15 protein-coding genes are annotated in these 14,405 nt (G+C 60.6%); 6 read left to right on the forward strand and 9 right to left on the reverse strand.

Features of this window, described 5'->3' with window-relative positions:
• Positions 1 to 10: 10 nt before the first annotated feature.
• The 7 genes from BLU11_RS10765 to BLU11_RS10790 all read right to left on the reverse strand — a co-directional run bounded on the left by BLU11_RS10765 (position 11) and on the right by BLU11_RS10790 (position 5,045).
• The gene (locus BLU11_RS10765; RefSeq protein ID WP_090273343.1) at positions 11 to 1,225 is read right to left on the reverse strand and encodes an aspartate aminotransferase family protein; all 1,215 of its coding nucleotides are present in this window, start codon (positions 1,223 to 1,225) and stop codon (positions 11 to 13) included.
• Between the two features lie 67 nt (positions 1,226 to 1,292).
• Positions 1,293 to 2,312, reverse strand: a complete 1,020-nt coding sequence (locus tag BLU11_RS10770; RefSeq protein WP_407920209.1) for a GlxA family transcriptional regulator — start codon at positions 2,310 to 2,312, stop codon at positions 1,293 to 1,295.
• A 202-nt stretch (positions 2,313 to 2,514) separates the two neighbouring features.
• A complete protein-coding gene (locus tag BLU11_RS10775) occupies positions 2,515 to 3,333 on the reverse strand; it encodes an SDR family oxidoreductase (RefSeq protein WP_090276411.1) in 819 nt (272 codons plus the stop codon).
• 160 nt (positions 3,334 to 3,493) lie between these two features.
• Positions 3,494 to 4,123 carry a tRNA-uridine aminocarboxypropyltransferase gene (locus BLU11_RS10780; RefSeq protein ID WP_090273345.1) on the reverse strand — a complete coding sequence of 210 codons (630 nt, stop codon included), beginning with the start codon at positions 4,121 to 4,123 and terminating at the stop codon, positions 3,494 to 3,496.
• A 202-nt stretch (positions 4,124 to 4,325) separates the two neighbouring features.
• Positions 4,326 to 4,448: a cytochrome c oxidase subunit CcoM gene (ccoM, locus tag BLU11_RS19685; protein WP_269433191.1), complete on the reverse strand. Its 123-nt coding sequence runs from the start codon at positions 4,446 to 4,448 to the stop codon at positions 4,326 to 4,328.
• A 95-nt stretch (positions 4,449 to 4,543) separates the two neighbouring features.
• A complete protein-coding gene (locus tag BLU11_RS10785; protein WP_090273346.1) occupies positions 4,544 to 4,738 on the reverse strand; it encodes a hypothetical protein in 195 nt (64 codons plus the stop codon).
• A 37-nt stretch (positions 4,739 to 4,775) separates the two neighbouring features.
• Positions 4,776 to 5,045 carry a hypothetical protein gene (locus tag BLU11_RS10790; RefSeq protein ID WP_157718659.1) on the reverse strand — a complete coding sequence of 90 codons (270 nt, stop codon included), beginning with the start codon at positions 5,043 to 5,045 and terminating at the stop codon, positions 4,776 to 4,778.
• Positions 5,046 to 5,265: 220 nt separating this feature from the next.
• Here BLU11_RS10790 and rapA point away from each other — a divergent pair, with 220 nt between their 5' ends.
• Positions 5,266 to 8,109 (forward strand): RNA polymerase-associated protein RapA, encoded by a 2,844-nt coding sequence (gene rapA, locus BLU11_RS10795; RefSeq protein ID WP_090273348.1) that lies wholly within the window; start codon positions 5,266 to 5,268, stop codon positions 8,107 to 8,109.
• 3 nt (positions 8,110 to 8,112) lie between these two features.
• Here rapA and BLU11_RS10800 read toward each other — a convergent pair whose 3' ends face one another.
• Complete coding sequence (locus BLU11_RS10800) at positions 8,113 to 9,288, reverse strand: patatin-like phospholipase family protein (RefSeq protein ID WP_090273349.1); 1,176 nt, start codon at positions 9,286 to 9,288, stop codon at positions 8,113 to 8,115.
• Positions 9,289 to 9,290: 2 nt separating this feature from the next.
• Positions 9,291 to 10,250: a lipid A biosynthesis lauroyl acyltransferase gene (locus BLU11_RS10805; protein WP_090273350.1), complete on the reverse strand. Its 960-nt coding sequence runs from the start codon at positions 10,248 to 10,250 to the stop codon at positions 9,291 to 9,293.
• A gap of 162 nt (positions 10,251 to 10,412) precedes the next feature.
• On the opposite strand from BLU11_RS10805, the gene minC reads away from it, so the two are divergent.
• The 5 genes from minC to BLU11_RS10830 all read left to right on the forward strand — a co-directional run bounded on the left by minC (position 10,413) and on the right by BLU11_RS10830 (position 14,387).
• Positions 10,413 to 11,186 carry a septum site-determining protein MinC gene (gene minC, locus BLU11_RS10810; RefSeq protein WP_090273351.1) on the forward strand — a complete coding sequence of 258 codons (774 nt, stop codon included), beginning with the start codon at positions 10,413 to 10,415 and terminating at the stop codon, positions 11,184 to 11,186.
• Between the two features lie 148 nt (positions 11,187 to 11,334).
• A complete protein-coding gene (gene minD / locus BLU11_RS10815) occupies positions 11,335 to 12,141 on the forward strand; it encodes a septum site-determining protein MinD (RefSeq protein WP_090273352.1) in 807 nt (268 codons plus the stop codon).
• Between the two features lie 2 nt (positions 12,142 to 12,143).
• Positions 12,144 to 12,401 carry a cell division topological specificity factor MinE gene (gene minE, locus BLU11_RS10820; RefSeq protein WP_090273353.1) on the forward strand — a complete coding sequence of 86 codons (258 nt, stop codon included), beginning with the start codon at positions 12,144 to 12,146 and terminating at the stop codon, positions 12,399 to 12,401.
• A 39-nt stretch (positions 12,402 to 12,440) separates the two neighbouring features.
• On the forward strand, positions 12,441 to 13,076 hold the full coding sequence (locus tag BLU11_RS10825) for an RluA family pseudouridine synthase (protein WP_090273354.1): 636 nt from the start codon (positions 12,441 to 12,443) through the stop codon (positions 13,074 to 13,076).
• Positions 13,077 to 13,091: 15 nt separating this feature from the next.
• Entirely contained in the window at positions 13,092 to 14,387 is a 1,296-nt protein-coding gene (locus BLU11_RS10830; RefSeq protein WP_090273355.1) for a M18 family aminopeptidase, read from the forward strand.
• Positions 14,388 to 14,405: the final 18 nt, after the last annotated feature.

Consider the following 14,405-nt stretch of genomic DNA (forward strand, 5'->3'; position numbering starts at 1 on the left):
CCTCCCAGGCTTATTTGATCAGACGCAGCAGCGCGGCACGCATCCGCCCGAGCGCTTCACGGATATCCGCTTCGGGGATGATCAGGCTGGGAGCCAGCCGCACTACATCGGCCCCGGCCTGCAGCACCAGCAGACCCTCCTCCTGTGCGAGCCTCATTACCTGACCGGCCTGACCGCGCCAGCGCTCCGCGAGCACGGCACCGATCAGCAGGCCCTGGCCGCGGATTTCCGAAAACACACCGAGCTCATCTGCCAGGATACGCAGCCCGGCGGTCAACTGAGCCTGACGCTCACCCACACCGTCCAGCACCTGCGGCGTGTTGATGATATCCAGCACCCGCTCGGCAACCGCACAGCCCAGCGGGTTGCCGCCATAGGTGCTGCCGTGGGTGCCAACACTGAGCGCAGGTGCAACCCGGTCGATGGTCAGCATGGCCGCGATCGGGAAGCCGCCACCAATACCCTTGGCGCTGGTGAGAATATCCGGCGCCACGCCGCTGTGCATATAGGCATACAGCTTGCCGGTACGGCCCATGCCGCTTTGCACTTCATCAAAGATCAGTAGGGCATTGTACTTATCACACAGCGCCCGCACGGCCTTCAGGTACTCGATGGACGCCGGGATGACCCCGCCCTCGCCCTGTACCGGTTCAACCACCACGGCACAGGTGCGCTCGGAGATCTGCGCTTCAAGGGCTGCGATATCGTTATAGGGCACATGACTGATGCCGGAGATGGCCGGTCCGAAACCCTGGGAGTACTTCGGCTGGCCACCGACGCTGACGGTAAACAGCGTCCGGCCGTGAAAGCTGTTGCTGCAGGCGATGATCTCGTGCTTATCCGGCCCGGATTGGTCATGCGCCCAACGCCGCGCCAGTTTGAACGCCGCCTCGTTGGCCTCGGCGCCGGAGTTGACGAACAACACCTTATCGGCAAAGGTCGCGGCCACCAGCTTGTCAGCCAGACGCAGCGCCGGCTCATTGGTCATGATGTTGGAAACATGCCACAGCTTCTGGGCCTGCTCGGTCAGCGCCTCGACCAATTGGGGGTGGGCATGTCCCAGGGAGTTCACCGCGATGCCACCAGCCAGGTCGATATATTCGCGGCCCTGCTGATCCCACAGGCGCGAGCCATCGCCGCGCACCGGTATCATTTCCACGGGGGCGTAATTGGGCACCATCAACCGATCGAAATCGGCGCGATTGACCTGCATTGACTGCGACATTCCTGCAACTCTCCTGTGTTCGCCCTGAGGGCGGATATTGAATGCGGCACGCCCTGGCATGCCGACTTTATAGGGTGGCCCGGCGATCCTGCGCCTGCAGGGCGCGATACTGGTTTCGGTCCTCACGGGGCGTGACGCCGAAGCCGTTGCGGTAGGCGCTGGAAAAGTGCGGACCTGACGAAAAACCGCAGGACAGACCGATCTGGATGATCGACTTGCTGGTCTGCTGCAGCATCTGCCGCGCCCGATTCAGGCGCAGCTCCAGATAATACTGCGACGGTACGCTGTTCAGATACTGTTTGAAGATCCGCTCCAATTGCCGCCGGGAAACACATACATGCCGGGCGATCTCATCGGTGGTGAGCGGTTCCTCGATATTCGACTCCATCAGGATCACCGCCTGGGTGAGCTTGGGATGCGTGCTGCCCAGGCGATTGCGCAAAGGCACCCGCTGCTGTTCGCTACCGTCACGAATCCGTTCCACGTTGAGATCTTCGGCAATCAGGGCAGCCAGGTCCGCACCGTGATGCTCGCCGATCAAAGTCAGAAACAGGTCAGTGATAGCGCAGCCGCTGCTGCTCAGTCGACCGTCATCCTGTTCAAACAGTCGCGTGCCGGCCTGAGCCAGGGGAAAGCGTTGCCGAAAATCTTCCAGCATGCGCCAGTGCACCGCGCACTGACGACCATCCAGCAACCCGGCCATGGCCAGCGGGAAAACGCCCTCTTCGAGGCCGCCGAGGGTCACTCCATCGCGCGCCAGCGAGCGTAGCTGCAACACCAGAGCGGAATTCAGCGAACCAGGCAGCCGATCCGCATCGGCCACCAACCACAAATGCGACAGATCTTCCGGCGCATTACCCCAGCGCCGTGCGGGCAATTGCCAGCCCTCTGGTGACGATATCGGCTGGTCGTCAAGGGTGTAGCAGTCCACCTGATAGAGTGGGGTCTCGGCCATGCGATTGGCCGAACGCAGCACTGCCAGTGCCGGCATCATGACCGCCGGATGACACCCAGGCCACAACAGGAACGCCATGCGACGCGACTCGCTGTCATTCGACGACCCGCCTGTGGCAGTAAACGCGCCCATGTTCCCGTCTGATCCCGTGATTCAAATTCAATGCTGCATTGTGCCACATGCCACGACCTGTGACACCGGACCGCAGACCACGGAAATAAAAAAAGGGAGACATCACAATAATCTCTCCCTACGGGCACTCACCATGCAGAAGGGGCGCCCTGCCAATCCGAGGCCTGGCAGCACCCTGTTTGCTGCGCGCGACAGCGCGCAATCAGTTCCCCGGCGCGGCCATCTTTTTCACTGCCATGCGTGTCATTTCGTCATAGATAAGCTGCGGCTGGGCCTGTTTGACTGCCCAGGCTTCACGACCTTTTTCGTGGGGCAGAATCATGAAGATCCCAGCCGTGCTCTCTCGGCAGACCAGGTCTGCGATGTCTGCCGCGGAAATGGGCGAGTTTTCCAGCAGTTTGGCGATATCTTCCTTCGATTCACTGTCCGGCCCCCGAAAGGAGCTCAGCAGATTGGTCTGAAAAAACGACGGGCAGACCACGTTGACCTGCACGCCTTTGGGCTGCAATTCGCACAGCAGGCTTTCCGAGAGCGCCACTACACCAGCCTTGGCGACGTTGTAATTACTCATGCCCGGCGCCTGCATCAGTGCGGCCATGGAAGCGATATTGATGATACGCCCGCTGCCCTGGGACACCAACATGGGCACGAAGGCCTTGCAGCCCTTGACTACACCCATGAGATTGATGCTGATCTGCCACTCCCAGTCTTCCAGCGTGAGATCCTCGAACCAGCCGCCTGAGGCCACCCCGGCATTGTTGATCAGCACATCAACGCCCTGCATCAACTCTTCACAGCTCTGCGCCAGAGCCGCCAGCTGGCTGTAGTCGCGCACATCACAGCGCCGGGTGAAGCCGCTGCCGCCCGCCGCTTCTACCAGCCGCAGCGTTTCGCCGAGCCCTTCCTCCTGAATGTCAGCCAAGGCCAACCGCGCACCCTCTTGTGCATAACGCAGTGCCAGTTCACGCCCCAGCCCGCTGCCCGCACCCGTAATCACCACCCGCAAACCTGTCTTGTGCATACCGCCTCCGCTCACCACTGCCATCACTGAGTCACTTGTTGTTTTTGTATCACTTCCTCGTTTCCGCCAGTCTAGCCGGGCCGGCCCACTGGCAGGTGGGAAAATGAGCAAAATAAGTGTCACGAATGGCGCTAACTCAACAGCAGCCTCACAAATGCGCTTACAGCTCGTTGCGTCTGTAGTTACGGGTATAGATGTCTTCGCCCATGGCCCTGATCTGGCCATCGATCAGGGCATCGAAGGGTCGGAGAAGATCGGCAAAGTCTGTCTCGGGTTCGATCATCTGCAAGGCCATGGTTCCTGCCTCGATCGTCGACAAGGCACCGGTTGCCGGCGCCTTGCGCAGCCTATAGCGGCTGGTCAGCCCTTCAGGGAGAGCCACCTGTGATAACTGTTGCAGCAGCGGATTCAGATACAGCAACTTACGCGCCTTGCGCCAGGTACCGTCGAGCAGAACCAGTCGCCGCGGCCGATCACCCTGCCCCGCAGCCGTCAGCAGCGGTACCTGCGGCCCCGGAAACAGCAATTCCGTGCGCCATCCGCGATCGGCAATTCGCTCAACCCAGTCCGGCGGCAGCTGTTCGGCAATCAGTAGATGGGCATTACTCAGGCCAGCCACCAGCAAGCGCGCCGTATTGAGCGCATGCCTGCGTTCATCCGGATGCTGGATCACCAGGATTTCAGTGCGTGGCGTGAGGTTCGGGAGCAGATGACACAGGCAAAGCTCAACCGGCCGGCCGCAGCGCGGGCATCGGGGCCGTACAGTGTGCGATTGCGAGGGCGGGGACATGAACCCACTCAGATGACCAGTGAGCCGAGCAGTCTAGAGGCCGGTTGTCAGCCATGCAACGACCGCCATGGCAACGGAATAAAAAAACGGTCACCCGAGGGTGACCGCCAAAGGCCTTGCGAGCCATGCACATTAAGGGTTGTCCTGAGCGGCGCGCGAAGTGGCTGCTGCGTTTTTCAGGGCGCCCTGGAAATCAATAGGTTCAGGAAGTCTTCTTGCCTGTCTTGCGCGCATCCTTGTAGATAAACACGCCAACCCCGGCCAGAAAAACCACCATGAGGGCAACAGTCAGCAAACCGGCAATCACTGCGTCATCAATAAACATGAGGGCATCTCCGCATCCATGTATGTCTGTGTATGGTTGGAGAATACCCATGAATTCCATCCGGGTTCTTGACCCGGATCAATTAACCGCTGCTTTCAGCGTTTTTTCGGCTTTTTCTTTTTTGAGCCTTTCTTGGACTGCTTTTCTGTCACAGATGGAGAAGGCAGAGGGAAGGCTTTTTCAAAAGCGGCGCGCACCTTGAGCAGGCGTGACTCGTGGATATCGTGCAGGCGACTGTGCCGAGCTTCGGCAAGATCGATAACCGGGGCGGATTCGGGTTGGTCGGACATGCAGTCTCCTTGGGAAGGAGGTAAGCCTACCACTGCTTCAAGCCCTGATGTCAACCAGCAGCCCCTTGCGTGGCAGGTCTGGAGAGCCTGGCGCAGTGGCCTCGGTTGATTCCGCTTCTTCTATAGTCTGCGGTACCGGTTCTTGCGACTGCTGTCGCTGGCCATGCTGCTGCGAGGCGTACTCCTCCACCGGCAACTCCGACAACGGATCGCCCGGCACTCCTTCGGTCGCATCCGGCCTGATCTTGCGCTCGGGCTTGAAGGCGTCCTGCTGCACACCTGGTACTGGAAGGCCGGGAATAAGCATGAATTTATCTGCCTGCATCACTGTTTATAAGATGGTACTCATGTTATCGACCATCAAATCATGACTTTTACTGCATTCAGCGTGACCTCCGTCACAGAACAACATTTTGCCCAGCAGCCCCGCTGATCTTCCAACCTGACAAACCAGCGCATCAATGGGTTTGTGAGCACAGTTCTATCGGGTACCATATGCGCCCTTTACGCATGGGCAGGAGTGAGGCATGACAGTATTTACCCCGGGACAACGCTGGGTCAGTGACAGCGAATCAGAACTGGGATTGGGTACGGTGTTATCACAGGACGGCCGATTATTGGTCATATTGTTCCCGGCCAGCGGTGAAACCCGCCACTATGCCATGCGCAACGCTCCGCTGACCCGCGTACGGTTCAGCCCGGGCGACAGCATTACTCACCATGAAGGTTGGAGCCTGACGGTCAGCGACGTATCCGAAGTCAACGGCCTGCTGCAGTATCAGGGGTTGCGCGAAGATGGCAGCCATGATGAGTTCAGCGAGACCATGCTGGACAACTTCATCCAGTTCCGCCTGGCCAGCGACCGTCTGTTTGCCAGCCAGATCGACCCCCTGCCCTGGTTCGGCCTGCGCTATGAAAGCCTGCGCCATTACTGTCGCATTCAGCGCTCACCCTTGTTGGGCCTGGCCGGTGTCCGCACCCAGCCAATCGCCCACCAACTGCACATCGCCAAGGATGTCGCCGACCGCGTAGCACCGCGCGTCCTGCTGGCCGACGAAGTGGGCCTGGGCAAGACCATCGAGGCCGGACTGATCATCCATCGTCAGATCCAGACCGGTCGAGTACGCCGGATCCTGATCGTGGTACCGGAGAACCTGCAGCACCAGTGGCTGGTCGAAATGCTGCGGCGCTTCAACCTGCGCTTTGCCCTGTTCAACAGTGATCGTTGCGAGGGTGCCGAACAGAACCCCTTCGAGGAAGAACAGCTGGCGCTGGTGTCGCTGGAGTTTCTGCTCGCCAATGACAAGGCCGAGCAATGGCTGCTGGCCAGTGATTGGGATCTGCTGGTCGTCGACGAGGCGCATCACCTGGTCTGGCATGAAGAAGCGGCCAGCCCCGAATATACGCTGGTGGAGCAGCTGGCCGGGCAGATCCCTGCCGTGCTGCTGCTGACCGCCACACCCGAACAACTGGGTCAGGCCAGTCACTTTGCCCGCCTGCGCCTGCTCGATCCTGACCGTTTCCATGATCTGCAGGCGTTTCGTGATGAAGCGGAACGCTATCAGCCCGTGGCCGACGCGGTACAGCAACTGCTGGATACCCAGACACTGACAACCGAAAACCGTCAGGCGATCAGTCAGTGGCTTGGCGACAGCGCAGAGAACCTGCTCGACACTCTGCAGGCCGGTGGCGAGGAAACTGAAGACGCCCGCCGCAGCCTGGTCCGTCAGCTACTTGACCGCCATGGCACCGGGCGCGTTCTGTACCGCAACACCCGCGCCGTGATCAGCGGTTTTCCCGAGCGCGAATTGCATGCTTATCCGCTGCCCTGCCCGGCGCTGTATCAGGACATTGAAGACCGTTCCTCCCTGTATCCGGAAGTCGGCCTGCAGGACGAGTTCGAGCCGATGGAAACCGCCTGGTGGCAGGACGACCCACGCGTCGATTGGCTGATCGACACCCTCAAGGCGCAGAAGCACAATAAGGTACTGGTCATCTGCGCCCATGCCGAGACCGCGCTGGACCTGAACGATGCACTGCGTGTACGCAGCGGCATCCCTGCCACCGTATTCCACCAGGGCATGAGCATCATCGAGCGTGACCGCGCGGCGGCGTTCTTTGCCGATGAGGAATTCGGTGCCCAGGTGATGATCTGCTCGGAGATCGGCAGTGAGGGACGCAACTTCCAGTTTGCTCACCATCTGGTCATGTTCGACCTGCCGGCACACCCCGATCTGCTGGAGCAGCGCATCGGTCGTCTCGACCGTATCGGTCAGAAAAATATCATTCAGCTGCATGTGCCCTATCTGGAAGACACCGCCCAGCAGCGCATGTTTGAATGGTACGACAAGGCGCTGAACGCGTTCCGCGCCACCTGCCCCACCGGCAACGCCATCCAGCAGCAATATGGCGAAGCCCTGCAGCAACAACTGGAACAACCGCAGGATGAGCAATGGCAGGAGCTGATCAGCCAGGCGCAACAGACCCGCGCAGCACTGGAAGCGGAATTGCACAATGGCCGTGACCGTCTGCTGGAGCTGCATTCACGCGGCCACACCGGCCAGGCCCAGCGGCTGATCGAGACCATTGAAAAGCAGGACCAGGACTTCCAGCTGCCGATCTATATGGAACGCCTGTTCGATGTATTCGGTGTCGACAGCGAGGACCACTCGGACAATGCGCTGGTGCTGCGCCCCGGCGAGCGCATGCTGGATGCGGGCTTCCCGCTGGGTGACGATGAAGGTGTGACCATCACCTATGATCGCGATACCGCGCTGTCCCGCGAGGACATGCAGTTCATCACCTGGGAACACCCCATGCTCCAGGGCGGCATGGACCTGGTGTTGTCCGGCAGCATGGGCAACAGCTCGGTGGCGCTGCTGAAGAACAAGGCATTGAAGCCAGGCACCATGCTGCTGGAATGCCTGTTCGTCAGCGAAGCCATCGCCCCACGCGCGCTGCAGCTGCAACGTTATCTGCCGCCGACCCCGGTCCGCTGCCTGTTGGATATCAATGGCAACGACCTGGCCTCCAAGGTCGCCTTCGAGACGCTGGAAGCGCAGATCGACGGCTTGCCGAAACACCTGGCCAGCAAGATCGCCAAGACCCAGCGCGAGGAGGTCGAACGCCTGCTGGATCGGGCCGAAGCGCTCGCCGATATTCAACATGCGGCGCTGGTGGAACAGGCCTCAACCCGCTTCACCACCGAGCTGGATGAGGAAATCAACCGCCTCAAGGCCCTGCAACAGGTCAACCCGCTGGTGCGTCAGAGTGAGATTGATGCGCTGGAACACCAGCGCCTGCACGGCGTCGAGGTGCTGCATCAGGCCAAGATCCGCCTGGATGCCCTGCGTATTCTGGTGGTGGGTTAAGGTTCAGGCGGGAGCAGGGATATCCAGAAAGCGCCGCAGGTCATCCGCTCGGGCCAGCGCATCACGGCGGCCCAGGGCGATCAGCTCGTTGCAGTATTCGGCCTCGAACAACAGGTAACTCAGCAGGTCGCTGCCCGAGGTGCGGGTGGCGCCGCTGCCGCGTAGAAACAGCCGTAACCCGGCCGGCAACGCCGCTCGGTGGCGGGCTGCGATCAGGTCCACCGGCTCGCTGGGCGAGATTACCAGCACATCCACGTGGCGCACACCCTTGACGCCACTGCGCATGGCAAACGGCTGATAGGCTGCCAACCGGTTCATCCTCTCCAACTGCTCCAGATCGGTTTCCAGGTTGTCGATGAAGACGCTGTGCAACATATGCCCGCCCAGTTGCGCCAGGCTTGGCGGCGCAGGCGTGTTCAACACCGGTCCGGGTTGCCCACCAGCCGGCAGTTGCGAGCCGTGATGCGTCACCCCGATTACCAGCACCTTGTTGGCCCCCAGGTGCAGCGCCGGACTCAACGGCGATTGCTGACGCACTGCACCATCGCCAAACCAGCTGCGGTTGAGCAATACCGGTGGGAACAGTAAGGGAATAGCCGTAGAGGCCATCAGATGATCCAGCCCCAACCGTGTCTGCACGCCGATGCGCCGGTGGCGCTGCCAAGGCGTGATGCGGTCACGGCCCTGATAGAAATACACCGACTGCGAGGCCTTGTAATCGAAGGCGCTGACCGATATCGCGCGCAGTTGCCCAGCCTGCAATGCCTCTTCGATGCAACCGAAGCGCATGCGCTTTTCCAGCAAGTCCCGCAGCGGGCGGTTGTCCAGCAGCGCCGTGGTCCGCCCGCCGGAACCACCCAGCAGATTGGTACGGCTCCAGCGCCAGGCCTGTGCCATCAACCCCGGCCAGTCGGTACGCATCACATGATGACTGCGAAACCCAGACCAGACCTCCAACATGCTGTCCACCGCGGAATGCAGATTGCCGGCATGGGTAGCCAGTGCCAGAGCGTTGATTGCGCCAGCCGAGGTGCCACAGATGATGGGAAACAGATTCGGTGTGGCTTGCGGCGTCAGTTCCGCGATACCCGCCATGACGCCGACCTGATAAGCCGCGCGCGCACCGCCGCCGGATAGAATCAGCGCCAGACAATCCTCCTTGTACGGCCTGGCTTCCATGGTCAGTCAGCTCTCCGCTTGCGGCGCTTGCGCTGGCGTTCGGGATAGGGGCGCGCCTCGCCCTCGGGGCGGGTCTTGAAGCGCCGGTGCACCCACATGTACTGCTCCGGCTGCTGTTCGATCTGCTGCTCGACCCATTGGTTGATGCGCAGCGCATCGACTGCTTCGTCACCCATTGGAAAGTCTTCCAGTGGCGGGTGCACCTTGAGCAGATAACCCTGGGCGTCGGGCAGACGCGTCTGGGTAAAGGGCACTACCCGAGCCTTGCCCAGCCGGGCAAAAGTCGCCGTGGCAGTGACGGTGGCGGCGGTGATCCCGAATAGCGGGACGAATACACTGGCCTTGCGACCGTAATCCTGATCCGGGGCGTACCAGATACCACGACCCTTGCGCAGCGATTTGAGCATGCTGCGGACGTCTTCGCGCTCCACGGCAATGGCATCGGCATTGTGTCGCTCGCGACCGCGACGCTGTACATAGTCAAAGGCCGCGTTCTTGTGCTCGCGGTACATGCCATCAATAGTCACTTGCTGGCCGAGCAGCGCTGCCCCGATCTCCAGGGTGGTAAAGTGCAGCGACATCAACACCACGCCCTGCCCTGCAGCGGCAGCTTGTTGCAAATGCTCCATCCCTTCAATCCGGGCCAGCTTCGCCAGGCGTTGCGGCGGCCACCACCAGGCCATCGCCATCTCGAACAGGGCAATGCCGTTGGAAGCAAAATTCTCCCGCAGTACCCGTTCACGCTGCGCCTGGCTCCACTGCGGAAAACACAGCTCGAGGTTGATCCGGGCAATCTCCCGACGCTCGCGCATCAGATGATACATACTCCAGCCGACCAGCCGACCCAGGCCCAGCAATACCCGATAGGGCAAACGGATCGTCAACCATAACAGACCAAGCCCGAACCACATGGGCCAGTAGCGTGGATGCAGCAGTGCAGATTTGAAACCGGGACGAGACATCAGACGACCAATTTGCTGAAAAAACCCATTCTACCCAAGCCGCCGGCCCGATGGGAAACCGTCATGGCCAAAAGCAACCCGCCGCACTGTTCCCGGTTTCGGCTTGCCGTCGGCCTTTTCAGGCTATATAAGTGTGCCCACCAAACGCTCTATGGATCTGCCATGACTTCTGAAACAAATCTGGACCTGCTCAACAACGACCCCGTCTTTCATCTGAAGGGCGGCATGCTGACCATGACCGTGGTGGAGTTGGTGCGTCAGGCCCCTGAACGCTTCGCCATGCAACTGGCCGAAAAGGTCGAACAGGCACCGAATTTTTTCCAGGACACGCCGGTGCTGATCAGTCTGGAAAAACTGGATGCCAGCATGGACATCGCCGGACTGATCGCCCTGTTGCGGATCTGCCGGGACCATGGACTGCAACCCGTAGCGCTGCGCGGCGCGGAACAGTTCCGCCCGCTGGCGCAGCAAGCCAGCCTGGTGCTGCTACCCCCAGGTCGCGGTCGCGACAAAATCATCGAGACCCCGGAACCTGCGCCGCAAGCTGTTGCCCAACAGGCGGAGGAAGCTCAGGCGCCAGCGGCGGCAACACCCCAGCCAGCAGAAAGCACACCGAGCAGAGTTATTACCGAACCGGTACGCTCAGGCCAGCAGGTCTACGCCCGTGGCGGCGACCTGATAGTGCTGGCCCCGGTCAGTGCCGGCTCGGAGCTGTTGGCTGATGGTCACATCCACGTTTATGGCCCGCTGCGCGGCAGAGCGCTGGCTGGGGTGCGGGGGGATACGCAGGCACGCATTTTCTGCCAGTCGCTGGAAGCCGAGCTGGTCTCGATAGCAGGACAGTACAAGGTGGCGGAAGACTTGCGACGACAGCAATGGAAAGAAGCGGTTCAAGTCTCGCTTGAAGGTGACATCTTGAAGATAGCAGCCCTTTGACAGATACTGTTTCACCATTCGGGGATGCCCATGAACCGTGGCTCAGCGCTGATCGCCGGGGCCCCCAGACGAGTCAGTAAAAACAGCGCCTATTGCAGGTTGTTTGGTGCCTCACAATTCAAATTCAAGATCACTCAGGAAGGTCATTTTGGCAAAGATCCTAGTCATCACCTCAGGCAAAGGGGGCGTTGGTAAAACCACCACCAGTGCCGCCATCGGTACCGGACTCGCTCTGCGTGGCTATAAGACGGTCATCGTCGATTTCGACGTCGGTCTGCGTAACCTCGACCTGATCATGGGTTGCGAGCGTCGCGTCGTCTATGACTTCGTCAACCTGATCAACGGCGATTCGAACCTCAATCAGACGCTGATCAAGGACAAGCGCTCGGACAACCTGTACATCCTTCCTGCGTCCCAGACGCGTGATAAGGACGCACTGACGCTCGATGGCGTGCAAGGTGTACTTGATCAGCTCAAGGAAACCTTCGACTTCATCGTCTGCGACTCCCCCGCCGGCATCGAGAAAGGCGCGCATCTGGCGATGTATTTTGCCGATGAAGCCATCGTCGTGACCAACCCGGAAGTGTCCTCGGTGCGCGACTCCGATCGCATGCTCGGCCTGCTGTCGAGCAAATCCCGCCTTTCCGAACAGGGCGAGAAGATCAAGGAACATCTGCTGCTGACCCGCTACAGCCCGCAGCGCGTGGAAAACGGCGAAATGCTCTCGGTCAGCGACGTCGAAGATATCCTGTCGATTCCGCTGCTGGGCGTCATTCCCGAGTCCCAGGCTGTACTCAAGGCATCCAACCAGGGTATCCCGGTGATCATGGACGACAAGAGTGATGCCGGTCAGGCTTACAGTGATGCCGTCGAACGCCTGCTTGGCGAAGAAGTGCCCCATCGCTTCCTCGAAGCTCAGAAGAAAGGGCTGCTCAAGCGCCTGTTCGGAGGATGACGATGAGCCTTTTCGATTATTTCAGCCGCAAGAAGAAACAGGATTCTGCGGCCTCCGTAGCCAAGGAACGTCTGCAGATCATTGTTGCCCACGAACGCGGGCAGCGCAGTCAGCCTGACTACCTGCCGCAACTGCAGCAGGAAATCATCGATGTGATCAGCAAATACGTGCCGATCGACCGAGATCAGGTGCATGTCGCTCTGGATAATCAGGATGACTGCTCGATTCTGGAACTCAACATCACCCTGCCCGAACGCTGACAGACAGGCGCCGTCCATTGACGGCGCCGCGGTAACCCCATGCCCCTGACTCATATCGGTATCCTCCATGAGGATCCGGCTTTTCTGATCGTCAACAAACCTACCCTCTTGCTGTCCGTCCCCGGCCGCGCCGAAGACAACAAGGACTGCCTGATCACCCGCCTGCAGGAAAACGGTTATCCGGAAGCGCGCATCGTGCACCGGCTGGATTGGGAAACCTCCGGCATCCTGGTCATCGCCCGTGACCCGTACAGTCATCGCGCGTTGTCGCGCCAGTTTCAGGACCGCGAAACCGGAAAGACCTACATTGCCCTGTGTTGGGGGCAGCCGCAGACAGACGCCGGGCATATCGACCTGCCACTGCGTTATGATCCCCCCAACAAGCCACGGCATATCGTCGATCATGAGCTGGGTAAATCGGCGCAGACTTTCTGGCGCGTGACCGAGCGCAATGGCGACCACTGCCGGGTCGAGTTGACACCGATCACCGGGCGGTCGCATCAATTGCGCGTGCACATGCTGAGTATTGGCCACCCGCTGCTGGGGGATCAGTTGTACGCCCACGGCGCAGCGCTGGCCGCCTGCCCGCGCTTGGCCCTGCATGCCGCCCGGCTGGAGATAAATCACCCGCAGACGGGCGAGCGCATGGCCTTCGACTGCCCTGCCCCCTTCTGACCTACAGGAGTTCCCATGTCACTCAACAACGCCAGCCAGGATCTTGCTGACTTCATCCAGGCTTCGCCTACTCCCTTTCATGCGGCCCAGAGCCTGGCCGAACGCCTGCGTGCCGCTGGCTATCAGCAGCTGGATGAGCGCGATGAATGGGTACTGGATGACGATGGTCGTTATTTTGTCCTGCGCAACCAGTCATCGCTGATCGCCTTCAGTCTCGGTCAGCTGGAAACACTACAGAGCGCCGGCCTGCGGATGATCGGTGCCCACACCGACAGTCCCTGCCTGCGGGTCAAGCCGCAGCCGGAACGGAATCGCCATGGTTTGTGGCAGCTGGGCGTGGAAGTCTATGGCGGCGCCCTGCTCGCACCCTGGTTCGATCGCGACCTGTCACTGGCGGGCCGAGTCACCTGCCGCGACGGCAGCGGTCAGTTGCACAATCTGCTGATCGATTTCAAACGCCCGATCGCCATCATCCCCAGCCTGGCCATCCACCTCAACCGCGACGTCAACAGCGGTTTTGCAGTGAATGCCCAGACCGATCTGCCGCCGGTGCTGGCACACAGCATTGAGCCCGGCCGCGACCTGCGCGCGCTGCTTGCCAGCGAAGTGACCACGCAATATCCCGAACGCGAGCCGATGCAGGTGCTGGATTACGAACTGAGCTTCTATGACACCCAGCCGCCAGCTGTCCTGGGGCTGGATAATGATTTTCTCGCCGCTGCGAGACTGGACAACCTGCTGTCCTGCCATGCCGGACTGACGGCGCTGTTGAACAGCGATGCTGATCAGGCCTGTCTGCTGGTCTGTACAGACCATGAAGAAGTCGGCTCCAGCTCTGCCTGCGGCGCCGACGGGCCCTTCCTTGAGGATGTGCTCAAGCGTCTGCTGCCGGATGAGATCGAACGCATTCGCGCCATTCAGCGCTCAGTACTGGTCTCGGCGGATAACGCCCACGCCATCCATCCCAACTATGCTGACCGCCACGACGGCAACCACGGCCCGCAGCTCAATGCCGGGCCGGTCATCAAGATCAACAGCAACCAGCGCTATGCCACCACCAGCGAAACCGCTGCACTGTTCCGGCACCTGTGTCAGCAGGTGGATGTGCCGGTGCAGAGCTTTGTCGTGCGCAGCGACATGGGCTGCGGCAGCACCATAGGCCCGATCACCTCCAGCCGACTGGGCGTACGCACCGTGGACATAGGCGCTCCCACCTTCGCCATGCACTCGATCCGGGAGCTGGCCGGTTGTCGCGATGTGGAGTATCTGATCACGGTGCTGACGGCGTTCTGTAACTGTTCGGAGGTGTAACAGAAGCGACCGTCAGAC

Source organism: Halopseudomonas litoralis (genome assembly GCF_900105005.1).
In the GTDB taxonomy this organism is placed as follows: domain Bacteria; phylum Pseudomonadota; class Gammaproteobacteria; order Pseudomonadales; family Pseudomonadaceae; genus Halopseudomonas; species Halopseudomonas litoralis.